The sequence below is a fragment of the Halomonas alkaliantarctica genome (assembly GCF_029854215.1).
Classification (GTDB): domain Bacteria; phylum Pseudomonadota; class Gammaproteobacteria; order Pseudomonadales; family Halomonadaceae; genus Vreelandella; species Vreelandella alkaliantarctica_A.
In genome coordinates this window covers 1,468,224-1,491,918 of sequence record NZ_CP122961.1, presented here as the reverse complement: position 1 = coordinate 1,491,918, position 23,695 = coordinate 1,468,224, and the positions used below count along the sequence as shown (strand labels likewise).

The 23,695-nt window shown below is 55.2% G+C and carries 20 protein-coding genes; 11 read left to right on the top strand and 9 right to left on the bottom strand.

Annotation, left to right across the window (positions count from 1 at the left end):
* The first annotated feature begins 6 nt into the window (after nt 1-6).
* From QEN58_RS06705 to QEN58_RS06695, 3 genes are all read left to right on the top strand, one after another.
* The gene (locus tag QEN58_RS06705; RefSeq protein ID WP_280106905.1) at nt 7-990 is read left to right on the top strand and encodes a sugar kinase; all 984 of its coding nucleotides are present in this window, start codon (nt 7-9) and stop codon (nt 988-990) included.
* Nucleotides 991-1,067: 77 nt separating this feature from the next.
* Entirely contained in the window at nt 1,068-2,042 is a 975-nt protein-coding gene (locus tag QEN58_RS06700; RefSeq protein ID WP_280106355.1) for a 2-hydroxyacid dehydrogenase, read from the top strand.
* Entirely contained in the window at nt 2,039-2,755 is a 717-nt protein-coding gene (locus tag QEN58_RS06695; protein ID WP_280106354.1) for an HAD family hydrolase, read from the top strand. The genes QEN58_RS06700 and QEN58_RS06695 overlap by 4 nt, the downstream gene beginning before the upstream one ends.
* A 34-nt stretch (nt 2,756-2,789) precedes the next feature.
* On the opposite strand, the gene QEN58_RS06690 is transcribed toward QEN58_RS06695, so the two are convergent.
* Nucleotides 2,790-3,998, bottom strand: a complete 1,209-nt coding sequence (locus QEN58_RS06690) for an amino acid deaminase (RefSeq protein ID WP_280106353.1) — start codon at nt 3,996-3,998, stop codon at nt 2,790-2,792.
* A gap of 110 nt (nt 3,999-4,108) precedes the next feature.
* Between QEN58_RS06690 and QEN58_RS06685 the strand changes: the two genes are divergently transcribed.
* The 4 genes from QEN58_RS06685 (at nt 4,109) to QEN58_RS06670 (ending at nt 8,507) form a co-directional block, all read left to right on the top strand.
* Nucleotides 4,109-4,972, top strand: coding sequence for a MurR/RpiR family transcriptional regulator (locus QEN58_RS06685; RefSeq protein WP_280106352.1), 864 nt, complete (start codon nt 4,109-4,111; stop codon nt 4,970-4,972).
* A gap of 1 nt (nt 4,973) precedes the next feature.
* Nucleotides 4,974-6,461: an N-acyl-D-amino-acid deacylase family protein gene (locus tag QEN58_RS06680; protein ID WP_280106351.1), complete on the top strand. Its 1,488-nt coding sequence runs from the start codon at nt 4,974-4,976 to the stop codon at nt 6,459-6,461.
* Nucleotides 6,458-6,850 (top strand): RidA family protein, encoded by a 393-nt coding sequence (locus tag QEN58_RS06675; protein WP_280106350.1) that lies wholly within the window; start codon nt 6,458-6,460, stop codon nt 6,848-6,850. Before QEN58_RS06680 ends, QEN58_RS06675 begins: the two co-directional genes overlap by 4 nt.
* 157 nt (nt 6,851-7,007) lie before the next feature.
* On the top strand, nt 7,008-8,507 hold the full coding sequence (locus tag QEN58_RS06670; protein ID WP_280106349.1) for a sodium:solute symporter family protein: 1,500 nt from the start codon (nt 7,008-7,010) through the stop codon (nt 8,505-8,507).
* Between the two features lie 93 nt (nt 8,508-8,600).
* On the opposite strand, the gene uxuA is transcribed toward QEN58_RS06670, so the two are convergent.
* The 8 genes from uxuA to QEN58_RS06630 all read right to left on the bottom strand — a co-directional run bounded on the left by uxuA (nt 8,601) and on the right by QEN58_RS06630 (nt 17,307).
* Nucleotides 8,601-9,779 (bottom strand): mannonate dehydratase, encoded by a 1,179-nt coding sequence (gene uxuA / locus QEN58_RS06665; RefSeq protein WP_280106348.1) that lies wholly within the window; start codon nt 9,777-9,779, stop codon nt 8,601-8,603.
* A 15-nt stretch (nt 9,780-9,794) separates the two neighbouring features.
* Complete coding sequence (locus QEN58_RS06660) at nt 9,795-11,267, bottom strand: mannitol dehydrogenase family protein (protein ID WP_280106347.1); 1,473 nt, start codon at nt 11,265-11,267, stop codon at nt 9,795-9,797.
* Between the two features lie 3 nt (nt 11,268-11,270).
* Nucleotides 11,271-12,551 carry a TRAP transporter large permease gene (locus QEN58_RS06655; RefSeq protein WP_280106346.1) on the bottom strand — a complete coding sequence of 427 codons (1,281 nt, stop codon included), beginning with the start codon at nt 12,549-12,551 and terminating at the stop codon, nt 11,271-11,273.
* A 2-nt stretch (nt 12,552-12,553) separates the two neighbouring features.
* Entirely contained in the window at nt 12,554-13,132 is a 579-nt protein-coding gene (locus QEN58_RS06650) for a TRAP transporter small permease (RefSeq protein ID WP_280106345.1), read from the bottom strand.
* 102 nt (nt 13,133-13,234) lie between these two features.
* Nucleotides 13,235-14,203 (bottom strand): TRAP transporter substrate-binding protein, encoded by a 969-nt coding sequence (locus QEN58_RS06645; protein ID WP_280106344.1) that lies wholly within the window; start codon nt 14,201-14,203, stop codon nt 13,235-13,237.
* Between the two features lie 85 nt (nt 14,204-14,288).
* Nucleotides 14,289-15,311, bottom strand: coding sequence for a Zn-dependent oxidoreductase (locus QEN58_RS06640; RefSeq protein ID WP_280106343.1), 1,023 nt, complete (start codon nt 15,309-15,311; stop codon nt 14,289-14,291).
* Nucleotides 15,312-15,325: 14 nt separating this feature from the next.
* On the bottom strand, nt 15,326-16,537 hold the full coding sequence (gene manD / locus QEN58_RS06635) for a D-mannonate dehydratase ManD (RefSeq protein ID WP_280106342.1): 1,212 nt from the start codon (nt 16,535-16,537) through the stop codon (nt 15,326-15,328).
* Nucleotides 16,534-17,307, bottom strand: a complete 774-nt coding sequence (locus QEN58_RS06630) for a GntR family transcriptional regulator (protein ID WP_280106341.1) — start codon at nt 17,305-17,307, stop codon at nt 16,534-16,536. Before QEN58_RS06630 ends, manD begins: the two co-directional genes overlap by 4 nt.
* A 360-nt stretch (nt 17,308-17,667) precedes the next feature.
* On the opposite strand from QEN58_RS06630, the gene QEN58_RS06625 reads away from it, so the two are divergent.
* Genes QEN58_RS06625 through QEN58_RS06610 form a run of 4 tightly spaced genes read left to right on the top strand, consistent with a single transcriptional unit; the run spans nt 17,668 to nt 23,634 of the window.
* Nucleotides 17,668-19,230 carry a sensor domain-containing diguanylate cyclase gene (locus QEN58_RS06625; protein WP_280106340.1) on the top strand — a complete coding sequence of 521 codons (1,563 nt, stop codon included), beginning with the start codon at nt 17,668-17,670 and terminating at the stop codon, nt 19,228-19,230.
* 44 nt (nt 19,231-19,274) lie between these two features.
* Complete coding sequence (locus QEN58_RS06620) at nt 19,275-19,940, top strand: ABC transporter ATP-binding protein (RefSeq protein WP_280106339.1); 666 nt, start codon at nt 19,275-19,277, stop codon at nt 19,938-19,940.
* Nucleotides 19,937-22,438, top strand: a complete 2,502-nt coding sequence (locus QEN58_RS06615; protein WP_280106338.1) for an ABC transporter permease — start codon at nt 19,937-19,939, stop codon at nt 22,436-22,438. The genes QEN58_RS06620 and QEN58_RS06615 overlap by 4 nt, the downstream gene beginning before the upstream one ends.
* The gene (locus QEN58_RS06610; RefSeq protein ID WP_280106337.1) at nt 22,435-23,634 is read left to right on the top strand and encodes a lipocalin-like domain-containing protein; all 1,200 of its coding nucleotides are present in this window, start codon (nt 22,435-22,437) and stop codon (nt 23,632-23,634) included. Before QEN58_RS06615 ends, QEN58_RS06610 begins: the two co-directional genes overlap by 4 nt.
* The last annotated feature ends 61 nt before the right edge of the window (nt 23,635-23,695 follow it).

The following is a 23,695-nucleotide window of genomic DNA, read 5'->3' as shown; positions in this document are numbered from 1 at the left end:
ATGACCATGCCTCACTCCTTCACTAGCCCGCTAGCCATTCTCACCTTCGGCGAAGCCATGGCTATGTTTGTGGCTGATACACCGGGGGAATTATCCGGCATTGAGCGTTTCCACCGCCGCCTGGCCGGTGCTGATAACAACGTCGCTATCGGCCTTTCCAGGCTGGGTTTTCATGTCGGTTGGTTAAGCCGAGTGGGCACCGATAGCTTTGGGGAATTTATTCAGGCGGCTTTAACCGCTGAAGGTATCGATGAACGCTATATTCATACAGATGCACAGCACCCCACCGGGCTGCTCTTTAAAGAGCGTGCCCAGGGCGGCGCCGACCCGCGAGTCGAATATTTCAGACGTGGCAGTGCCGCTAGCTACCTTGCTATTGACGACGCCCGGAGTGTCGACTTTCAGGCGCTTAACCACCTTCACGCAACAGGCATTACCCCGGCGCTATCTGAAAGCGCCTGCCAGCTTAGCCATCATTTGATGGAACAGGCACGCGCCCAAGGCGCTACTATTTCCTTTGACCCCAATTTGCGACCGTCTCTTTGGCCCAACGAAAACGTAATGCGGTCAACCCTCAATGAACTCGCTGGCCGCGCCGATTGGATATTGCCTGGGCTTTCAGAGGGCCAACTCCTGACCGGACAGAAAACGCCTTACGACGTAGCAGGCTACTATCTGGATCAAGGTGCCTCGGCAGTGATCATCAAACTAGGGCCGGAAGGTAGCTATTACCGTGGCAACCTCGATGGGCAGGAAGAGAGCTTTACCGTAGACGGTTGCCACGTAGCTGAAGTCGTGGATACCGTAGGCGCAGGCGATGGCTTTGCCGTCGGCGTAATTAGCGCCCTGCTGGACGGAAGAACGGCGCGCCAAGCCGCCCAACGTGGCAACCTCATTGGCGCCCAGGCCATTCAGGTCGTCGGTGATATGGAAGGTCTGCCTAATCGCGAGCAACTGCTAGCGCTTGAAGCCGACCAGCCAATTGGCTAATCGCCACCCACTGTTTTTAAATAACAGGTGTTAAATAACAGGTTTTAGATAACAGGCTTTTCACCATGGAGAGAACAATGAAAAAACGTCTAGTGATTCAAGGACGACTCAGCGACGCTCAACAGGCTGAACTTAGCGATGTGTTTGAGGTTGATGTGCTGCCGAAAACCACTGCGCTTGATGCCCCTGAAAATCGCGCTCTATTAGCGGAGGCGCACGGTATTATCGGTTCTGGCTTGGCCATTACCCCCCAGTTACTCGATGCTGCGCCCAACTTGCAAGTCATCGCGACCATCTCTGTTGGCTACGACAACATCCCCGTTGATGAACTTACTAAGCGCGGCATTATGCTGTGCAATACGCCTGATGTACTTACCGAAACCACCGCGGACACCGGTTTTGCATTGATTATGGCTGCGGCGCGCCGGGTGGTTGAACTCGCCGAATGGGTCAAAGCCGACAAATGGCAAGCCAGCATTGGACCCGCACTGTTTGGCAGCGATGTACATGGCAAAACCTTGGGCATGGTGGGGTTTGGACGCATTGGCCAAGCCGTTGCAAGACGCGGAGCCCTGGGATTCGGTATGCAGGTACTCTACTCCAACGCTTCACCTAAGCCCGATTTAGAGAGTGAATTAGGCGCGCAGCGCCGCGAACTCAACGAGCTGTTGGCCGATGCCGATTTCGTCTGTGTCACTGTGCCGCTTACCGCTGAAACCGAACGTTTGATAGGCGCCGATGAGTTCGCGCAAATGAAGCCAACGGGCATTTTCATCAATATCGCCCGCGGTAAAGTCGTCGATGAAACCGCGTTGATACACGCCCTGGAGAATAGCGTGATTCAAGCCGCCGGGCTGGATGTATTCGAGAAGGAGCCACTACCCGATTCGTCCCCACTGCCGAAGATGCCGAATGTGGTCGCCCTGCCGCATATCGGTTCTGCTACCCATGAAACCCGCGACGCCATGGCCCAGCGGGCGGTGGATAATATTCGACTAGCACTCCAGGGCGAGCGACCTATCAGCTTAGTCAATGAGGAAACCTATCGATGAAGCACACCGGCACGCCCCCTTCTACACCCCTGTGCTTACTGTTCGACTGCGATGGCACCCTGGTGGATAGCGAAATACTGCTTGCCGAGGTGATGGCCGAAATCCTTCCCGAGTTCGGCTTACCTTTCACAGCACGGCAGTATATGGACGAATTTCGCGGGGTACGCTTCCAGACGATCGTCCAAACGCTGGAAAAGCGTTTCCAGGCGTTGGCAGCAGACCAGTTCTCCCAGCTTGAGGCTGGTATGCGGGCGCGCATGGAAGCCCGTATGCGGGCGCGCATGGAAGCCCGTATGCGGGCCGAGCTCGTGGCAATACCGGGCATGTCTGCTGCTCTAGACCACTTAAGTAGCCATCCCAAGGCCGTGGTGTCTAATGGCCCCGAGCGCAAAATTCGCTGTGCGCTGGAAAGCACCGAGTTGGGCCACCACTTTACCGATAAGCTCTTTAGCGCCTATACCCTCAACGTCTGGAAACCCGACCCAGAGCTGTATCGCAAGGCGGCTGCCGCTATGGGCCATGCTCCTCAGCAGTGCGTAGTGATCGATGACGCGGCGGTGGGTGTTGAAGCGGGTCTAGCGGCGGGCATGCACGTGATTCACCTCAATCACTTCCCCACTGAAGAAACCACCCCGGAAGGTGCCATTGGCATCCATCACGCCGATGAACTACCCGCCGCTATTGCGCGCTTAAGCGTACAAGAGACGGCGTAATGTTGCGCCGCGACGGGCAATACTGCAGACACCTCTAAAAGTAGGTCGCCATACGCTCTTTAATGTTTAGTTGATCATCTACTAACAGTATCTGGCGCCATTTATCGAAGGTTAAACAAGGATGAGAGGCGCCAAAGGCGACAATATCACCGACCTCGACATCTTGAGCTCCGTCTGGAAGGCGTACAAAGGTGTGCTGATCCATAATTTTTGTCACCTCCCAGCCAGCAACTGACATTGACTGGGAGGGCTTACCGGCTTCCCGGAATCGACGCAGGGCCATGGGTAGCTGGTCATGACCGATATCACGCTTACCTAACGCCACAATTGCAAGCCCATGCTCAGGGAGTGACTGCACCTGTGCAAAGACTTCCAAAGCAGGTTCAAGGCCCTGCTGCAAATCCGGCCGACGCGCCATCACCGCAGACTGCGCTTCGCGATATAGCCCATGGTCATGAACCACGTAGCAACCAGGGCGTAGCACAGGGGTAAATTTGCCGTACAGCGGTGCGCCGTCAAAGGCTTCTGCGATCACGTCATACCAGGCGGAACCTGACGCGGTGACAATCGGATTCTCTTCAGCAAAGCGTCCAGCAGCTTCGAGCTCTACGGCAACATCCACCAGGTATTTAGCATAGGTACGAATAGCGGATTCGGGGTTATCCCCGTGAACCACACCTTCATAGCCCTCTAACCCCACAAGGGAGAGTGCTGGCTCATTGGCTACTGCCTCCGCCAACGAAAGAATTTGCTGCTGATTGCGGCAGCCGCAGCGACCACCTTCTACGCCTACCTCAATAAGTACTGATAACGCCAAGCCCCGTTCAGTGAAGAATCGTCCAAGCTGGCGTACGTTCTCATGGCTATCGACCACACAGTAAAACGTAGCGCCCTGTTCGATGAGACTGGCGATAATGGCCATATTGGCCTGGCCGACCAGTTGGTTAGCCATCAATATTCGGGTAATGCCATTGGCGAAAGCCGCTCGACACTGAGGCGCGGTGGCAAGAGTGATACCCCACGCGCCTGCCTGGAGCTGTCGATGGAAAAGCGCAGGCGTCATGGTGGTTTTACCATGAGGCGCCAAGCGAGCACCGTGAGCTTCTGCGAAGCGCTGCATCCACTCTACGTTATGAGCCAGTGGGCCTTCATGCACCACGGCGGCGGGCAAGCTGACACCGGACAACACATTGGGCCCCACTTCGATACCACCTTTATCAACCGCTAACGCACTGGTCTGCATTCGCCCACTTCCTCTCTCGTAAAGAACATATGTTAGATATTTTCATAACTATTGACTTCAAGTTAGAAACTAACATACTTTTTAGGTAAGGCAACCATTAGGAGTCCACGGTGAGCCAAGAAATTGACATTTTGTCACGTATTACCACTGACTTTGCTGCCCTGCGTGACGCTGAAAAGAAAGTCGCCGAGCTGATATTTGCTGACATAGAGTTTGTCACCGAAGCAAGCATCGGTGACATTGCCAAGCGCGCCGGGGTAAGTGATGCCAGTGTCACCCGATTTGCACGCGCTATCGGCTGCACTAATGTGCGCGACTTAAAAACACGCTTAACACGCGCTTTAGCGGCAGGCCGCCGTTTTATACAAGAAGCGACACCCGAAGACAGTTCAAGCGTGGTGTATGACATTGCCACGCAAACCCTTGCGCTAAACCGTGACCTACTCGCCCAGGCCGATGTGGCTGGCGCGGTCGAACAGCTGGATAAAGCACGCCAGATATTGGTTTTTGGCGCGGGGGGCGGTTCCAGCATTCTCTGCCAAGAGTTTCAGTTCCGCTTAGTGAGGCTCGGCTACGCGATCTGCGCTTACCCTCAAGCACTCTTACCCCGTATGGTAGCGTCAACCCTTGAGCCGAATGACGTCGTGGTCGTGCTATCAGTGACTGGCTACACCCCGGAGATGGTGGAGTCTGCACAAATTGCCAGGCAGTACGGCGCAAAAGTGATTGCCATCACCGCCATGAATTCTCCCTTAGCCGACACCTCCGACATTGTGCTCCCGGTCACCTCGCGGGAGACCGACTTTATCTACCACCCTTCGGCTTCCCGCTACGCCATGCTAGCGGTCATCGACGTGTTAGCACTTGAACTTGCCATGCGCCACCGCGAGCGTTCACGGACAAAATTGCGTCGTCTCAAGCTTAGCCTCGATGACCATCGCGGTGGCGACAACCGCCAGCCACTAGGAGATTAAGATGGTTTACGACCTGCTGATTCGTAATGCCAACGTACTGGATGGCTCTGGCGCCGCTCATTTTCGTGCCGATGTGGCTATCCAGGGTGAACGTATTTGCGCCATCGGCTCTATGCCCTATGCCAGCGCGACGACGATCATTGACGCCGAAGAGCGCTATCTAGCCCCCGGTTTTATCGATGTCCACACCCACGACGACACCAATGTTATTCGTACCCCCGAGATGCTGCCGAAGCTCACTCAAGGCATAACAACGGTGGTGGTGGGTAACTGTGGTATCAGCGCAAGCCCGGTGACACTCACCAGCGGCGTCCCCGACCCCATGAATTTACTGGGCAAACCCGAAGACTTCCGCTACCCAAGCTTCAGCGCCTATGCCAACGCCGTGGATGCTGCCGCGCCAAGTATTAACGTTGCGGCCTTGGTGGGACACACCAGCCTGCGTAGTCAGGTAATGGAGAGCTTTGCCCGGCCTGCCAGCGGCGATGAAATTGCCTCCATGGAGGTGCTGCTTCGCCAAGCGCTGGATGAGGGAGCCCTAGGGCTTAGTTCAGGGCTTGCCTATCGCAACGCGATACATGCACCGACCACGGAAATGGCACCATTAGTCGCCGCCGTTGGGCAATCAGGCGGCGTATATACCACCCATCTTCGCGATGAGTTTGCGGGCCTGCTGGATGCCATGGACGAAGCGTTTACCACCGCACGTAATGGCCAAGTGCCGCTGGTGATCTCGCATCTTAAGTGCGCAGGTGCGGGCAACTGGGGAGGTGCTGGCAAGGCGCTCAGCAAATTAGCGTCAGCCGCACAGCATCAGCATGCTCACTGCGACTGCTACCCCTACACCGCGGGCTCCTCCACCCTCGATTTGGGCCAAGTCACGGACGAAATTGAAATAACGATCACCTGGTCGACACCCCACCCAGAGCAGGCGCGCCGCCCACTTAAAGAGATCGCCACCGAGTGGGGAGTATCGCTGCTAGATGCGGCCAAACAGCTACAGCCTGCCGGGGCGGTGTACCACAACATGAGTGAAGCGGATATGCAGCAAGTATTAGCGCATCCGCTCTCCATGGTCGGTTCCGATGGATTACCCAACGACCCCCATCCTCACCCGCGCCTGTGGGGGGCTTTTCCACGTGTTTTGGCCCACTACAGCCGCGATTTAAAGCTAATGCCTCTGGCAGAAGCAGTGCGCAAGATGACCAGCCTTTCAGCAGCCAATTTCGGCTTAACGGATCGCGGCGTGATCCGCATAGGCGCCTATGCAGACCTCACCCTGTTTGATCTCGCGGTGTTGGAAGATACGGCGAATTACGAAGTCCCTATTGCGGCGGCTAAAGGCATCGACCTGGTCGTAGTGAACGGCAAGATCGCCTACCACCAAGGCGCAATTTCAGACCAACGCTCGGGCCGGATGCTACGCAGAACAGAGCGAATTTCTCAAATTATCCCTTCCTTACAAACCAACCAGGAGCAAATCCCATGAGCATTATTCGATACGGCACCGAAGGCGGCGTAGGCACCGGCGGCCAAAAACTACCTTTTGCCCGTGCCGTTGAAGCAGGCGGCTGGCTATACGTTTCAGGCCAAACGCCAATGACCGATGGCGAAGTCGTTGAAGGCGGCATTGTGGAGCAGACGCGCCTCGCCTTCGACAACTGCTTGGCCATTATGCAAGAAGCCGGCTACGGCGTTGAGGATGTAGTGCATGTCACTACCGTGCTGACCGATGCGCGCTACTTCACCTCTTTCAACAAAGTGTTTAAGGAGATATTTGGCGATAACCCACCGGCACGTATTTGCAGCGTTCAAGACTTGGTGGTGGATTGCAAAGTAGAAGTTGACGTGAAGTGCTACCGCGCTGACCGCGTATAGACACCCAACGTTAAGTACCAAAAAAAAGCGCCGCACCCCGGCAAGGGCGCAGCGCCAGATTACCGCGTGATTAGGATAAAAAAGCCCCGCGGTAATCGCTTCCATTGCCTACCTTCGGCCGCGGCAACGGCCGGATAAACAACGATAAGAGGTTAACATGAACAGTCAAATATTCCTTATCACCTTTGTGCTCTACATCATCGCCATGATCGCGTTTGGCGGGTGGGTTTCAAGGCATAAACGCGGCAGCGGCGACGACTTCCTACTCGGTGGCCGAAGCGTGCCGCTATTTCTTACCGTGGGCACCACGGTGGCGACCATGGTGGGAACCGGCTCCAGCATGGGCGCCGTTGGGTTCGGTTACGCCAACGGTTGGGCCGGTGCTTTATACGGGCTGGGCGGGGCCGTGGGCATTTTACTGCTCGCGGTCTGTTTTGCCCCGGTACGTAAGTTTCGTTTTATGACCATGAGTGAGGAACTCGCCTACTACGTCGGCGCGAATCGGCTGGTACGTAATGTGGTCGCGCTGCTTATCTATATTGCCTGTATAGGCTGGCTGGGCGCGCATATCCTTGGCGGTGGTCTCTATCTCTCCTGGATGGCGGGCATTGATCTAACCACTGCGCGCATTCTGGTAGCGTTAGGCTTCGGCATTTACTGCGTGGTGGGGGGATATTTTGCAGTCATCTGGACCGACACCATTCAAGCGGTCGTGCTGTTCGCAGGCTTTATTTTGATGGCGATCCTGGCGCTAGTGGAAGTTGGCGGCTTCTCTGGCCTTACCGCAGGCATGGATGCGGGCGCCACTAGCTTTCTAGGTATTGGTCAAATTGGCGCGTTACCAGCGCTATCATTGGCAGCGGTTATTGCCATTGGCGTACTTGCAACACCTTCTTTCCGACAACGGATTTACTCTGGTGCATCGGTTGGTTCGGTACGCCGTTCATTCTTAATCACCGGCGTTCTCTATCTCGGCTTCTCGATCATTCCCGCCATTATTGGTATGGCCACCCATGCTCTTAATCCTGGGCTCGATAATAGCAACTACGCCTTCCCCTTTCTGGCCACTGAGATCATGCCACTTGGGTTGGGATTATTGCTATTAGTCGCGGGCCTCTCCGCCACGATGTCGAGCGCCAGTTCCGATGCCATTGCCGGGGTTTCCACGCTGATTCGCGATCTGTATGTGCTGGCCACGGGCCACACGCCCTCAGCGCGAAATGTAGTGCGCTTCTCGCGTATTGCACTAGTGGCAACCATTGGCCTGGCGCTGCTGTTCGCGCTGGCCTCGGATAATGTCATCACTTACATCACCCGTATGATCTCGACGATTCTTTCAGGCCTGTTTGTGAGCGCCATGCTGGGCCGCTTCTGGCCCCGCTACAACTGGCAGGGCGCTATTGCGACGCTAATTTGCGCATCGGTGACCTCATTAACCATTATCGCCAATAGCGATTGGACCGCCTTCTGGGGCAACCCAAGCATTCCTGCCGTATTAGTAGCCCTGGTAGCGGGTGTGGTTGTTAGTCTAGTAACGCCTGCCTCACGCGTGACGTCTGCCCAGGCACTGGCGATTCTCGATCAAGAGCGCCAGCGCATGGAGCAAGTACCCGAACCGACGCTCACCGGCGCTGAATCGACCTCGACTGCTCGCTAATCGTTAGCCACTAGCGCCAAAAAAAGCCCTGCTGATGCCTTAATCAGCGGGGCTTTTCTATATTGAGGAGTAATGTAGGTTGAAGGGTAATGGTTATCGAGCAGTGAGCTGCCGCACCGCAAGCTCCACACCGCGTAGTTCGGCAAGTCCGCGCATACGGCCGTAAAGCGGATAGCCAGGTGCCGTATTGCGCTGTTGATCATCAAGAAGCTGGTGGCCGTGATCAGGGCGCAGCGGTAAACGTGCCCCTCCCTCTCTTTGGCGTCTCCGCTCCTCTTCAACCAGCACTTTAATAACACCTACCATGTCCACATCACCTGCCAAGTGAGGCGCCTCGTGAAACGAGAGCACATCCGCTTCACGCTGGGTGGCGCGCAAATGAATAAAGTGAATATGCGGGGCAAAGTGGCGAGTCATAGCCACCAAATCATTGTCTTCACGAACACCGTAAGAGCCCGTGCAAAGCGTTAATCCATTGGCTGGGCTGGATACGCGATTAACAATCCACTGAGCATCCTCGCGCGTCGAGACAACCCGGGGCAGACCCAGTAGCGGTCGCGGAGGATCATCCGGGTGGATGGCCATACGGATGCCCACTTCTTCCGCCACCGGAATCACCGCCTGCAGAAAGTAGCCAAGGTTTTCTCGCAGCCGAGCGGCATCAATATCAGCGTACTCTGCCAATACAGCGCGAAACTGCTCAAGAGTGTAGTGCTCTTCGGCACCCGGTAGCCCAGCAATCAGCGTATTGACTAATTTGTCGCGTTCTGCGCTATCTAACGCGTCCAGATAGCGGCACGCCTGGGCCTTCTCCTCGGCGCTGTACTCTTTCTCAGCCTCTGGCCGCTGAAGCAGATAAAGATCAAAGGCGGCAAACGCCACCTGATCAAAGCGCAGCGCCAAGGCGCCATCAGGCAGCTCGTAGGTCAGATCAGTACGCGTCCAGTCCAGCACCGGCATAAAGTTGTAGCAAACGGTGTCGATACCGCAGGCCGCTAGGTTGCGCAGTGTCTGGCAGTAGGTGGCAATCAGCGAATCCCGTTCGGGCAAACCTTTTTTGATCGACTCATGTACCGGCACACTTTCCACCACCGACCATTTTAGACCAGCCGCTTCGATCATCTGCTGGCGCTCACGGATCGCCTCAACCGGCCAAACCTGATCATTAGGCACCTCATGCAGGGCCGTGACGATACCGGTGGCGCCTGTCTGGCGAATTTCTTCCAGGCGAATAGCATCATTAGGGCCGAACCAGCGCCAGGTATGCTCCATGGTGATCTCCTTTTATTAGTGGCGCTCAAGCGCAGCAAGCGCCCCATCCAATCCGTCTTGGGTCAACGTCTGATACGCGGCCAGCACGTCCTGGACAAATTTCTTATCCGCTGCCAGTTCACTCGGCACCACATCGGCCATGGCTATATAGGCCGCTACTAGCGCGCTGGGATCGCTACCATACACTTGGTTTAATTCTGCAAAGCGCTTGGCTAGCGGATCATCCACAGGGTAACTATTGCCTTGTAGGTCTTGACCAGCGGTATAGCGAATCCAAGCCGCCATCCCCAACGCCACACAGGGCGATGATTGACCAGCGGCGCTGCGTTCCAGCGCACCAGAAAGCCAGCGTTGCGGGAGTTTTTGGCTGCCATCCATCGCGATTTGCTGCAGGCGATGGCGCAAGCTGTCATTGGCAAAGCGTGCCAGCAGCGAGTCAGCATAAGCGTCTAAATCGATTCCCTCGGGCATCTCAAGTGTAGGAGCCGCCTCTTCAAGCATATAGCGGCGCAATAGCTCACGAAGTTCGTCGTGATTGACACCTTCAAAAACCGTTTCGATACCGGCAAGAGCGCCAAGATAGGCAAGCAAGGAGTGGCTGCCATTGAGCATACGCAGTTTCATGGTTTCAAATGGCGCCACATCGGCAACCATCTCAACGCCCTCGGCTTCCCAGTCGGGTCGCCCCATTGGGAAATTATCTTCGACCACCCACTGCGTGAACGCTTCGCATACCACGGCGTTTGGATCGGTAACGCCCAGCGCCGCCAAGCGCTCAAAGTCGGCGTCGGTCATCGCAGGCACAATGCGGTCAACCATACTACTGGGGAAAGCCACCTTACTGGAGATCCAACTGGCCAATTCTGCATTTTGATGCTCGGCCAGTTGCACCACCGCTTGACGTGTTCGCTTACCGTTTTCCGGCATATTGTCGCAAGAGAGCACGGTAAAGGGGGCAATGCCAGCCTCGCGCCGCCGTGCTAACGCTTCCACCAATAGCCCTGGGGCGGTACGCGGCTGTTGGGGCGATGCAATATCGCCGATAATCATCGTATGATCGTCTCTTAACTCGCCGCTGGCAGGGTTTAAAAAGTAACCCTTCTCGGTAACTGTTAACGTAACGATATGGGTATCCTCAGACGCCATTCGTTTCAGTAATGCCTCTCGATCTCGGCTCCAATTACCAGCACCATCACGCCCCGAGAATAGCGTCTCCTCAATAACACCAATTTCACGTAGCGTTATGCTTTCGCGATCGGCGTACTCCGCTACATGGTAACGATGCCCAGCCGCTCTTAAGCCGTCGACTAAGCCAACGCTAGAGCGTAAATTCGCGCTGCAGACGCCCCACTCACCATCGCCACTGCGTTGGCGATATCGCTCTAAATAGACCGCTTGGTGAGCGCGGTGAAAAGCGCCTAATCCCAGATGGACAACCCCGATCCGACCGCTTTTTGGCATTGCTTCAATACACTGTGGAGCTATCATTAATTACTCTCCCATTAGCAAGTTAGGCAGCCAAAGCGAAATCGCGGGGACATAGGTCACCAACAACAGCACCGCCAAGTTGCACAGCAAAAAAGGCACGATGGCTTTAGCCACCGTCAACATGGGTAGTTTGCCTATCCCTGCCACTACGAATAGGCACACCCCCACCGGTGGTGTTGTCAGCCCAATCATCAGGTTCAACACCGCGATGACCGCAAAGTGAACCGGATCGACACCCACGCCAGTCGCCACTCCCACCAAGGCGGGGAAAAGAATAATCAGCGCGGCGATAGTTTCCATAAAAGCGCCGACAAATAGCAGAATCAGGTTAAGAATAAGTAAAACAATTAGCGGGTTATCGCTGATGGAGAGAATAAGCGCAGCGATCATCTGGGGAATTTGTTCGCTGGTGAGTATCCAGCCAAACAGGTTGGCTAACCCTACCATCAGCAGCAGTGCTGAAGAGGTTAATACAGTGTCTGACAAAATCGCCGGGAGTTTTTTCCACGACAGGCCTTTATACACATACATGCCGACAACCAAGGCATAGAGACAAGCCACAATAGACGCTTCGGTGGGGGTAAAGAACCCGCCAATAATGCCGTAGAGAATAATCACGGTCATCAGCAGTGCCCAGAAGGCCGTTTTGGCTTCGCGAAGCAACTGAAAAAAAGGTACCCGCTGCTCTTTGGGATAACCACGCCTAACGGCCAGAATATACACCGTAATCATCATGGCGAGGCCCATTAGTAGCCCCGGGACTGCGCCGGCCAGAAACATACGCCCAACCGAAATACCGCTAAGCGAACCGGCGATAATCATCGGCACGCTGGGCGGTATAATTGGCCCAACAGTCGACGAGGCAGCGGTGACCGCCGCGGCAAACGGCTTGTCATAACCCGAGCGCGCCATCCCCGGAATCATCACCGAACCGATGCTGGCTGAATCAGCAACGGCCGTGCCGGAGATACCACCGAAAATCATCGATCCTGCCACATTGGCCAAGCCAAGACCGCCGCGAATGTGGCCTAACAGAGCGTTTGAGAAACGCACAATATGATCAGTGATATTGCCTACGTTCATTAAATTGCCGGCCAACACAAAGCCGGGAATACATAGCAGCACAAAGGTGTCGATACCGGCATACATGCGCTGCGGCACGATGGTTAATGAAATGCCTTCAAGCAGAAGATAAGAGAGCGAGGCTAACCCCAATGCGAACGCAATGGGCATACCCACCGTGAGCAGTATTAAAAAAACGCCAAACAGGATAATAACTTCCATGCTTACGACTCCTGAAGGGAGGCAGAGGAGCGACACATTGCGATAATTCCCTCAAGACACCCCAGCAAGCTGTAAACCAGAATAAGCGCAAAGGTGACTACCGTTGAGAAAAAGATATACAGCATGGGAACATGCAGCGTTGGCGAGGTTTGCCAAGTGCCGTTTTGCGCATACTGCCAAGCATAAGGCAGCACCAAAAAGGCAAATAAGCCAATTAGCGCACAAAGCAACGCTTGAACCGCCGCCTGTACGCGCGGCCCCAGCAGGTGATGGAAAAGCTCAACGCTGATGTTGCGGTTCTGACGCAACACCACTCCAACGGAGAGCGCTACCATATAAATAAATAGATAACGCGAGAGTTCTTCCGTCCAGGCTATCGAAAACGGCAAGAAAAGCCGCGAACAAATTTGCAGCAGGACCGTCGCGGCAATCGCCACCAGCGCTACCACGGCCAAGGTTAGAAAGCACTTATCCACCCAGCCAATCATGCGCCCGATGGGGCCTTCTATTTTTGGCACCGCCGACATTGAAGCCAGACTCTCTAACGCTTCCTTTTCAAGCGTTTTTTGATCCGAGCTCATAACCGTATCCTCATGGGCAAGCCGCTATTGCAGCAGAGATTGGGCCAGCATTTCGCCAGCCCAATGTCATCAGCCATTCACTCAAAATTCGCTTCCAAGAACTTACAAGTCTTGGATAGCATCAAAGAGCTCGCGCTGCTCATCGGTTAAAGCCTCGAGCACGGCGGGGCGAGCTTTCTCTGCGAACGCATCGACGTCAACTTCCACAAATTCCATACCACGTTCCTGAAGCGCTTGCTCAAGACGTGCTTGGTCATCAACGAAAAGCTCGGCCTGATACTCTTGCATTGTTTGAGCGGCATCTCGCACCACCTGCTGAAGTTCGTCAGGCATACTTTCCAACTGATTACGGCCAATCACCACATAGATCCAGCTGCGCACATGGCCGGTCATGTTGACGTAGTCCTGCACCTCATTGAAGCTGGCGCTTTCTATCAGGCTAAGCGGGTTCTCCTGACCTTCCAGAGTATTTTGCTGAAGCGCGGTAAACACTTCGCTAAACGCCATTGGGGTTGGACGTGCCCCCAGGGCCTGCCATGTATCAACGAAAAGCGGCACATTGGGCACGCGAAGACGCAGCCCATCCAGCTCATCAGGCGTACGGATAGGACGATTGGAAGTCAGCTCACGGGGACCACGCTCAAACCATGCCAGGGGCACCAGATTAGTGCGTTCAGTGATTTGCGCTTCAATCTCTGCACCAATATCACCATTCACGACTGCATGGAGATGTTCGGAATCACGAAAGGCGTAAGGTACGGCCATCATCGCTGCTTTCGGCGCCCAGTTCTGTAAGCTTTCACCGGTGATCGTCATATCTGCCGTACCTAACTGGATACTGTTGATCACGTCCATTTCATTGCCAAGCTGCTCACTGGGGTAGAGGCGTACCTCGATCTTTCCGTCAGAGTTTGCTTCGACCTCCTCTTTGAATTTCTCTGCAGCCTGGTGCCAAATGTTCTGCTCATTGGCTAAATGGCCAAAACGCAGAGTAAAATCGGCCGCCATTAGTGAGTGACTACCTAGCATGGCAGCCCCAAGAACAGCGCTGGCGATAAATCGTTTAATCATTGTCTTTCTCCTGCATCCGGAAGTTGTTAATTGTTAATTGCAGCCATTAATTGCGCATGGGTTGGCGTGGGTTGGTTTAGCCTTCTTAAGCACTGATTTGAATCAGCACCTTGCGGGCCTCTTCTGGTCGGTGATCAAGCATGTCGATGGCGCTGGGCATATCGCTTAGCGGCAACCGATGGCTGACTAACGCCAACGGATCTAACTGCCCATTTGCCATTAGCTTTAGCACCTCCGGAAACTTACGGTTGTTGAGTCGCGACCCGACCAGGGTCAGCTCTTTCTTAATCACCTCTAACTGCACTAGCTCGCTGGGCTGAACGCTAAAGCCCAGTAGACCAATGCGCCCTGCTGGCGACGCTAAACGCAGCATTTGTGGTAACAGCGCTGGCACGCAGGCGGCATCAGCAATCAGCGGTACGCCTTCCCCCTGGGTTAAGGCCAGCACCTGTTTTTCCACATTCTGCTCGCGGCTATTAAATACCTGTGTTGCCCCAAGCTGTTTTGCAGCGACTAATCGCTCGTTAATAACGTCAGTGACGATGACCTCTTCAATCCCCTTGGCCAGGGCCATCTGCAGGATCGTCAGACCAATAACGCCGGCGCCCAGAATCATTAGTCGATCACCCGGGTGCGGCTGCATACGATCAAGCACGTTGGCAGCGATGGTGTAAGGCTCAACTAAGGCAGCAGCGTCTAGACCAATATGCTTGGGTAGGTGGTGCACGTTAGCGGCGGGTACGGCAACAAACTCTTCAAAACCGCCATCGCGATGCACGCCGATCACTTCAAGCGAACTGCACACGTTGGGACGGCCAATACGGCAGGGATAGCACTCACCACAGCTGATAACAGGATCAATGCACACGCGATCCCCGACGGCAACGCCAAACACGCATTCCCCCACGGCCTCCACCACCCCGGCGAACTCATGACCAGTGATGCGCGGAAAACGGACAAAGGCGTTGTCGCCATGGATAATATGCATATCCGAGCCGCAGATACCGGCAAATGCCACGCGCACCAATGCTTCACCAGCGGCAACCTTGGGCGTCTCAACATCCGCTACCTGAAAGTCGTGAGGTGCCTTCACCTGGAATGCTTTCATTGACGTAAAACTCCTTACCAGTGCCAAAGAGTGCCATCTTCCAACCGGTTAACCGGCAGACTGGCGCGCTTATAGGGGTATTGTTTGGCTAAATCCTCATCGATATCGACGCCGTGCCCCGGAGTCTCACCGACGACAAAGTGACCATCCTCAAAGCGATAATCATGGGGGAACACCTTGTCAGTAGCGCTGGTATGCGGCATGTACTCCTGGATGCCGAAATTGGGTACCCAAGTGTCAAAGTGAATCGCCGCACCCAGGCAAACCGGCGAAAGATCCGTTGGGCCGTGGAAGCCGGTACGCACGTGGTAAAGCCCCGCCAAATCGGCGATGCGGCGCATATGGGTAATACCACCAGCGTGGGTTAAGGTGGCGCGGATATAGTCGATCCACTGATTTTCAATTAGCGCTTTGGCGTCATACAGACTGTTAAAGACTTCGCCTACCGCCAACGGCGTGGTGGTGTGCTGGCGAATAAGCCCAAACGCCTCCTGATTCTCAGCCGGTACGCAGTCTTCGAGCCAAAATAGATGGTAGGGCTCAACTTCTTTGCCTAAACGGGCAGCCTCAATGGGCGTCAGACGGTGATGAACATCGTGTAGCACGTGCAAATCATCACCAAAGCGTTCACGCACGGCGGCAAACAGTTTGGGCACATGGTTTAAGTATTTGCTGGTACTCCAAACGTGCTCGGCGGGCAGCTCGGCATCAGCTGGCTCATACGGCTCGCCATCTTTTTTGGCGACGCCATAAATACTGGCAATGCCTGGCACACCCGCCTGAACGCGCACGGCTTTATAGCCCTCCTCCACATGACGGGCGACCTCTTCCAGGCACGTTTCAATATCGCGACCCGTTGCGTGGCCATACACCATCACTCGGTCACGGCTCTTACCACCTAACAATTGGTACAGCGGCATGCCAGCAAGTTTCGCTTTGATGTCCCAAAGTGCCATGTCTACGGCGGCAATCGCGCTCATGGTGACAGGCCCACGCCGCCAGTAAGCGCCGCGGTATAGGTAGTGCCAGATATCTTCGATGCGCTGGGGGTCGCGCCCGATTAACGTCGGGATCACATGCTCCTCCAGGTAGGCCACTACGGCCATTTCACGCCCATTGAGCGTTGCATCGCCAATGCCGTACTCACCCTGATCGGTCACAATCTTCAGTGTCACAAAATTGCGCCCCGGCGAGGTTACAATGGTATAAGCCTGCTCAATTTTCATTGGAGCGCCTCCTTCCCCAGAGCTGGGTTTTCTGGTTCTTCGAACGTTGTTTGCCCTTCAAATACTGCTTTTCCTTCAAACATCGCAGGGAAACGACGAACCAAGTCGGGCATAGAGACCAAAATTTCACGCAAATGCAGCGACATCGCTTCTTCAGCTTGCTGGGTGTCTCGCGCCTCAATGGCAGCAACGATGCTGGCATGCTGACTCACCAGCCGTTCAAGCGGGGTGCTATGGGGCACACTGAGATAGCGTACCCGGTCAAGTTGAGCACGGACTTCTTCAATGACTTTCCAGGCGGCGTGCTGCTCTACCCCCAGTGAAAGCGTGCGGTGGAAGGCTTCATCAAGGCGGTAAAAGCGATCGTTATCATTAGGCTCAATACAGCGACCCTGCCGCGCTAACAAATCATGCAAATCTGTCAGCACGGCTGGATCAAGGCCTTTATCAGCCGCCAGCCTTACAACAGCAACCTCAACCGCCTCACGGACAAAGCGCGCCTCAAGCACCGCCTGCTGGGATATCTTGACGACATAGGTGCCGCGCTGAGGCTTTACCTCCACCAGCCCAGCCTCGGAGAGCCTTATGAAAGCTTCCCGCACCGGCTGACGGCTCACCGAAAAGGTATCGGCAAGCTCCTTTTCCGATAACGCCTGACCTGGCGCCAGCACCATCTGGATAATCGACTGCCGCAGCACGTGAAATAGCCGTTGGCGTACTGATTCTCCATCGTGTGTTTCCTGCCATAGCGTTTGTAATGTCGTGTGCATTGCACTTAATCCTAATAAAGAAGCCCGTGGTGGTTAGTGACCATCACTGATATGACTAGTATGGTAGTTGATTGAGAATAAAAAAAGCCCAGGATATTACTCTTTAGTCGAACACCATGCCTTATACCCTATGGCCCATTTATTAATGCGTGTAAGAAATATTTTACATAACAAACCGGTTTAGCGTATTTTTTGAACATTACTCTGTAAAAACAACTGCATTTATAGGTAAGTATTTCGCAAGCTAATCGCCTAAGATGGTTTAATACAAACGATCGAATACCACGACCACTGCCCAATACGGCAATTGCCATGGACAGCTGAGGGCGGCTGCAAGCCAATACGAGTAAGGAGAGAGTAATGCAGGCTATCCAGGAAAGGGATAATTCGAAAGAGCTGGTTTTAAAAACTGAATTACCGTCATTTTTGGTAGCTGATCTACTCAAGTGCCCAGACTTACCCACCCTGCCCGCTGTTGCTGTCAATGTCTTGAAAATGGCACGTACCGAGCATCCGTCGGTTAGTGACTATGCGAATGCTATCGAGCGTGATCCTGCCTTAACCATGCGCATTATTACCCTTGCCAACAGCGCTTTTTTCTCGCGTAGCCATATAAAGGTGCATGCGTGTCATGAGGCGACAGCTCGTCTGGGGCTGGACACCACGTTGGCAGTGGTGATGAGCTTCAGCCTGCTTCAAAACAGGGGAATTGACGTCCATTACCAGCGGGTATGGATGCGCTCCATCATTGCCTCGTTAGCAGCACGGCACCTTGCCATCCACCTCTGCCCCGATATGGCGGGACCTTTGTTTACGGCAGCGTTACTTCAAGACATTGGCATCATGGCATTACGTGGGATATACCCGAAAGAAAGCAATGATTTATATGCTGAAGCGGTATTATCTCATCGGCAGTTATCGGTATCCGAACAGCGGCTTTTTGGCTGCGATCATTCTCAGGTAGGCGCGTGGCTTGCTGCTAAATGGGGGGTTCCTGCACCGCTTGCTCAGCGTATCTGTGATAGTCACGGCGACTACGATATTACCGCCCCCGATAGGCTATGCATTCAGCTATCAGGCCCCATCGCCGATGGCTTGCTCTCGTCTCACCCAGCGAAATCACTCGTCGCCGTGGTACGAGAATTTGAAACCTATCAGGGTGCCCACGTGATCTCGTTACGGCATTTGTTAGAGAATATTCAGGAACAGATACCAGCGCTAACGGACATGCTGCAGATGACGGCTCCCCCTTTGCAAGATAACGAATCGCTGCTTGCTGAAGCCCAGCAACTGCTGTTTCAACAAAATCTTCAGCTCAAAGCGCGCCTTGATACTCACCAAGCGGAAATCGCCTCCCTGCGCCAGCGGCAAGATGAGTTAGAAGAGCGCTCACGAACAGACATGCTTACCGGTCTTGCCAACCGATCGTGGCTTGAAGACCAGATGCATAAACGCTTCATTTTGTGCCAGCAACAATCTCGCACCATGTCCGCGGTATTTATTGACCTTGACCACTTTAAGAAGTTAAACGATCAATACGGGCACCAGATGGGCGACCGTGTGCTACAAAAATTCGGTAAAACGCTACAGGCGCTCATTCGTGATGGTGACCTTGCAGGCCGCTGGGGCGGCGAAGAGTTTCTGGTCATTTTGCCGGATGAAGATGCGCAGGCAGCCCAAGTATTCGCTAAACGAATTGCCGAGCGGTTAGAAAAAACGCCCATGGCTTATGACGGTCAACACCCTATCCATGTGTCTGTCTCGATTGGTATTGCCTGCTTAGATGATGGCGGATTCGGTGATGCGGGTGAGCTTATTGATGCCGCGGATAAGAGCATGTATTTCATTAAACGCACGGGTAGGGGCGGGATAGCGGTGTATGGTGAACGCGGCGCGCCGGGAGCAACTACTAGCATCGACTAGCCTATGTCTATTGTTTAGCCTCTCAGTTGACAACAAGAGCCGCCATGCTGGAACTTAACCAGGTACATAAAACCTACGCGACGCCACAAGGCCCGTTGAAGGTGCTCGAAGATGTATCCCTACGCTTGGCCGCCGGGCAAAGTCTAGGGCTAATGGGCGAATCTGGGAGCGGCAAATCCACTCTACTTCACCTTGCCGCCGGCTTAGATCTACCCGACCATGGGGTAATTACCCTCAAAGGGCAGAACGTCGCCTCTTTACCCGAGCCCACCCGCGCCAGACTTCGCCGCGAGCAATTGGGTTTAGTCTTTCAGCAGTTCCATTTAGTACCCAGCTTAACGGTTATCGACAACTTGCGCTTGCAGGCGCGGCTAGCCAACCGCGACGACGCTGATTGGGCAGGCTACTTAATTAAGCGGCTCGGCCTGACGGGCATGGAAAAACGTTACCCGGAGCAGCTCTCTGGCGGGCAGCAGCAGCGCTTAGCCATTGGTCGTGCTCTGGCACCTCGCCCGCCACTGCTGCTTGCCGATGAACCCACGGGCAATTTGGATGAAACCACCGCAGGCGAAGTGCTTGAGCTGCTATTGAGCCTGGTTCGGGAAACGCATTGCGCCCTACTCATCGTCACCCACAGCCTGCAAGTGGCGGCGCCGCTTGATCGCTGCCTACGCCTGCGCCACGGTCGTCTACTAGACGCGGCACCATGACACGGGTTCTAGCCACCTTACTTAGCCACTATCGGCGCCATCCCAGCCAACTGATCATGCTGCTACTCGGCCTATGGGTGGCCAGTGCCCTATGGAGTGGGATCCAAGCGATCAATGCCACCGCGCGAGACAGCTATGACCGCGCCGATGCAATGTTTGACACCCAAATGGATCAACTTGAGCGGCGCGATGGCACGCCATTCAGTCGTGCCGAGTATCACGCCCTGCGCCAAGCAGGCTTGCCCGTTTCGCCCATGCTAGAGGGTGAAGTCGTTACTCAAGATGGCACGCGACTAGCCCTGATCGGTATTGACCCCCTTACCCTTTCCAGCGATAACGCGCTGGCTCAAGCCAACACGTCTACTTCGCTACGCGACTTTTTAATTCCCCCGTGGCAAACACGCGTAGCGCCTGACGCCTTGGCAGCCCTGGGAATAGAGCGCGAGAATGCCTCGGGTGCCACCCCGCCCCTGGAAGACGGGAAGGCACTTCCGCCGCTCGTTTTAGCCCCAGCGCTACCGCCGGACACGCTGATCATGGATATTGCCGCCGCATCACGGTTACTTGAAAGCGGTGACGAGATTACCCGCATCGTGGCCGCACCGGTAGCACTATCAGAAGCGCCCGCCGGATTAACACTCACCCGCGCCACCACGCTCGCCTCTCCCGGTCAACTGACTGAAAGCTTTCACCTAAACCTTACCGCGTTAGGGCTACTTGCCTGGGTCGTAGGGCTCTTCATTGTTCAGGCAGCGCTAGGCCTGGCTTTAGAGCAACGCCTGGGCATGCTGCGCACCCTGCGGGTGCTAGGTGTATCAGGGCGCAGTATTGTTCTAGCGCTCAGCTTAGAGCTAATTCTGCTCGGCCTTTTCGGAGCGCTAGCCGGTATAGCCAGCGGTGTATGGCTGGCACGTTTGTTACTGCCCGATGTCGCTGCCACCCTGGGCTCACTATATGGTGCAGGTGTCGGACAAGAGCTCAACCTACCCTGGCAATACTGGGTTGGTGGGCTGGCAGTTAGTCTTGGTGGGCTACTGCTGGCAGGCAGCGGCGTGTTATGGCGCGCTTCCCGCTTAAACATGCTGGAATTAGGCCAGATGCAGCCCTGGCGTAGTGGTTACCGTCGGCAATTAACGCTGATGAGCATCGGTGGTGCGATCGCCTTGAGTATGGCGCTAGCGCTGTATGCCTGGTTACGTTTTCAGCCCCCTGGCGATGGCTTAGTGGCAGGTTTTGGGGTGATTGCAGCGCTGCTGCTGGCCAGCGCCCTGTGGCTACCGCCCCTTTTAGCGCTGGTACTGAAAGCGCTGACACACCTTGCCCGGCGTCGCCCGCTTATTCACTGGGCAATGGCGGATATGCAGCTTCAGCTACCCAGGCTGTCACTGGCCATGATGGCACTCCTCATCGCCCTAGCGACCAATCTGGGGGTCGGTAGCATGGTCGGCGGCTTTCGCGTCACGTTTTTAGACTGGCTTGATCAGCGCCTAGTGGCCCCGCTTTATTTGAATGCCCCCACCGAACAATATGCGGATATTGATGCTTGGCTGGCTGACCGCCCGGAGGTCTTCGAGCGTCTGCTCACTCGGCGCAGTGATGCCACCTTACAAGCCGCCACTACGCCAGAGGGTAGTCGCTCTTTAGGCACACCTATCGAGCTTTACGGCATCACCCCAGGCAAATCATTAACCCCGCACTGGCCATTGCTGGCGACCCAACAAGACCGCGCAACCGCCTGGGCAGCCTTTGACGATGGCGCGATTTTCGTTAACGAGCAACTCGCCACCGTAGAGAACCTTTTCCCCGGCGACCGTCTAACCCTGAGCGCGCCGGGCGCTAATGAAACGCTAACCATCGCCGCTATTTATCCTGACTACGGCAACCCCAGCGGGCAGGTGCTGATGGCATCACCCCAGCTTGCCGCACGTTTTAATGCGCCGCCGCGTTCCATGGGGTTAGTGTTGAATGATGACGCCAATATTGATGCTCTGCGTGCTGCTCTGCGCGAACGCTTTGACCTCGGCAGCGATGCGCTGAGCGATCAAGCCGAGATCAAGCGTATCGCCACCGAGATTTTCGAGCGCACCTTTACCATTACCCGAGCACTGAATGTACTCACCCTCGCGGTAGCGGCTCTCGCGCTGTTCGCCAGCCTTCTGGCCCAGGCGCGCAGCCGACGCCAACAATTAGCACCGCTATGGGCGCTGGGGGTTCCTCGAGCACAGCTGGCACGCTTAAATCTGGCGCAACTGGGGGGTGCTGCATTAATCACCGGCCTGCTGGCCCTTCCACTGGGTATCGCGATTACCTGGGGATTAGTGGCCATTATCAATGTAGCCGCCTTCGGCTGGCGACTGCCGCTCTATCTGTTTCCCTGGGAAATGGCCATTACCCTGGCCACCGCCGTCGCTGTGGCACTATTGGCAGCGGGCCTGCCCACACTGCGTTTCTGGCGCGCCTCACCGCGGGCCTTACTGGCAGAAGAGGCTAATCAATGAGCTTATTGCGGCTGCGCAACGTGCGTCTTCTGCTAATCGCCACTGTGACGCTGATGCTTTATGGCTGTAGCGGCGAAGATCCAGCGCCTACCAGTAGTTCAGGCTTTGCCGGTTTAGCAGAAGACGTAGATGGTTTTGAACATGCCCGGCCTAATCAGCCGCTCATTTTTCCACAAGAGCACGCCGCCCATCCGGACTACCGCATCGAATGGTGGTATCTCACTGCTAATTTGAAAGATGCCGCGGGTGAATCCCTCGGCCTGCAGTGGACGCTCTTTCGCCAAGCGCTGATGCCACCCAGCGAACGCCCTGCGCCTACGCCTTGGGCGGCTGATCAACTCTGGATGGCGCATATGGCGATCTCCCATGGCAAGCGACACCAAGTGGCTGAACGTTTCGGACGCAGCCATTCACAGGCTCAGTTAAGTACTCCCCAAAACAACCAAGCAGGCGTTGTGGCTAGCCCTTTTCATGCCTGGCTGGATGATTGGCAGCTTAAAGAGAACGAAGAAGTCGCCAGCACCGATTTCAACCATCTAACGCTCACTGCCTACAGCGACGAAGGTGAATCGCGTTTTGGCTACCGCTTAGAACTGACCGCTGAAGGGCCGCTGGTACTGCACGGAGAAGAGGGCTTTAGTCAGAAAGCCGCTAATGGCCAGGGCTCAATGTACTACAGCCAGCCCTTCTGGCGGATAAATGGCGACGTCACCCTCAACGGCGAGACCAAAACAGTCAGCGGGCGCGGCTGGCTGGATCGTGAGTGGAGCAGCCAACTGCTTGATGCCCGCCAATCCGGCTGGGACTGGTTCTCGATCCACCTTGATGATGGCCACAAGCTGATGGCGTTTCAGCTACGCGGTGCTGGTGATGGCAGTGGTGGCAGCGCAGACATAGAACGCGGCGCAGACTACCGTTCCGGCACCTGGATTACCCCCCAAGGCGACGCCACACCCTTAGCAACAGATGATATTACGCTGACGCCGTTGGAATCGTCAGTTGTCGCCGGACGCGATATACCCACCCGTTGGCGGCTGGAAATACCATCAGTAGGGATCGACATCAACATCGAAGCGCCCCACGCCAACCGCTGGATGACCACCAGCGTGCCTTACTGGGAGGGCGAAGTGGTGGTCAATGACCGCACCAGCGGCGACTCGCTTGGAGTGGGCTACCTGGAAATGACCGGGTATTAATTAGCCGAGATCAAAAACTGCATTTTGTGTATGGCGAATGTCGCTTTATGACAACTAATGT

Excerpts from the sequence above, each read along its gene's own strand:
- QEN58_RS06705 (WP_280106905.1), top strand. The coding sequence starts at position 7 with ATGCCTCACTCCTTCACTAGCCCGCTAGCCATTCTCACCTTCGGCGAA.
- QEN58_RS06700 (WP_280106355.1), top strand. The coding sequence starts at position 1,068 with ATGAAAAAACGTCTAGTGATTCAAGGACGACTCAGCGACGCTCAACAG.
- QEN58_RS06695 (WP_280106354.1), top strand. The coding sequence starts at position 2,039 with ATGAAGCACACCGGCACGCCCCCTTCTACACCCCTGTGCTTACTGTTC.
- QEN58_RS06690 (WP_280106353.1), bottom strand. The coding sequence starts at position 3,998 with ATGCAGACCAGTGCGTTAGCGGTTGATAAAGGTGGTATCGAAGTGGGG.
- QEN58_RS06680 (WP_280106351.1), top strand. The coding sequence starts at position 4,974 with ATGGTTTACGACCTGCTGATTCGTAATGCCAACGTACTGGATGGCTCT.
- QEN58_RS06675 (WP_280106350.1), top strand. The coding sequence starts at position 6,458 with ATGAGCATTATTCGATACGGCACCGAAGGCGGCGTAGGCACCGGCGGC.
- QEN58_RS06670 (WP_280106349.1), top strand. The coding sequence starts at position 7,008 with ATGAACAGTCAAATATTCCTTATCACCTTTGTGCTCTACATCATCGCC.
- uxuA (WP_280106348.1), bottom strand. The coding sequence starts at position 9,779 with ATGGAGCATACCTGGCGCTGGTTCGGCCCTAATGATGCTATTCGCCTG.
- QEN58_RS06660 (WP_280106347.1), bottom strand. The coding sequence starts at position 11,267 with ATGATAGCTCCACAGTGTATTGAAGCAATGCCAAAAAGCGGTCGGATC.
- QEN58_RS06655 (WP_280106346.1), bottom strand. The coding sequence starts at position 12,551 with ATGGAAGTTATTATCCTGTTTGGCGTTTTTTTAATACTGCTCACGGTG.
- QEN58_RS06650 (WP_280106345.1), bottom strand. The coding sequence starts at position 13,132 with ATGAGCTCGGATCAAAAAACGCTTGAAAAGGAAGCGTTAGAGAGTCTG.
- QEN58_RS06645 (WP_280106344.1), bottom strand. The coding sequence starts at position 14,203 with ATGATTAAACGATTTATCGCCAGCGCTGTTCTTGGGGCTGCCATGCTA.
- QEN58_RS06640 (WP_280106343.1), bottom strand. The coding sequence starts at position 15,311 with ATGAAAGCATTCCAGGTGAAGGCACCTCACGACTTTCAGGTAGCGGAT.
- manD (WP_280106342.1), bottom strand. The coding sequence starts at position 16,537 with ATGAAAATTGAGCAGGCTTATACCATTGTAACCTCGCCGGGGCGCAAT.
- QEN58_RS06630 (WP_280106341.1), bottom strand. The coding sequence starts at position 17,307 with ATGCACACGACATTACAAACGCTATGGCAGGAAACACACGATGGAGAA.
- QEN58_RS06625 (WP_280106340.1), top strand. The coding sequence starts at position 17,668 with ATGCAGGCTATCCAGGAAAGGGATAATTCGAAAGAGCTGGTTTTAAAA.
- QEN58_RS06620 (WP_280106339.1), top strand. The coding sequence starts at position 19,275 with ATGCTGGAACTTAACCAGGTACATAAAACCTACGCGACGCCACAAGGC.
- QEN58_RS06615 (WP_280106338.1), top strand. The coding sequence starts at position 19,937 with ATGACACGGGTTCTAGCCACCTTACTTAGCCACTATCGGCGCCATCCC.
- QEN58_RS06610 (WP_280106337.1), top strand. The coding sequence starts at position 22,435 with ATGAGCTTATTGCGGCTGCGCAACGTGCGTCTTCTGCTAATCGCCACT.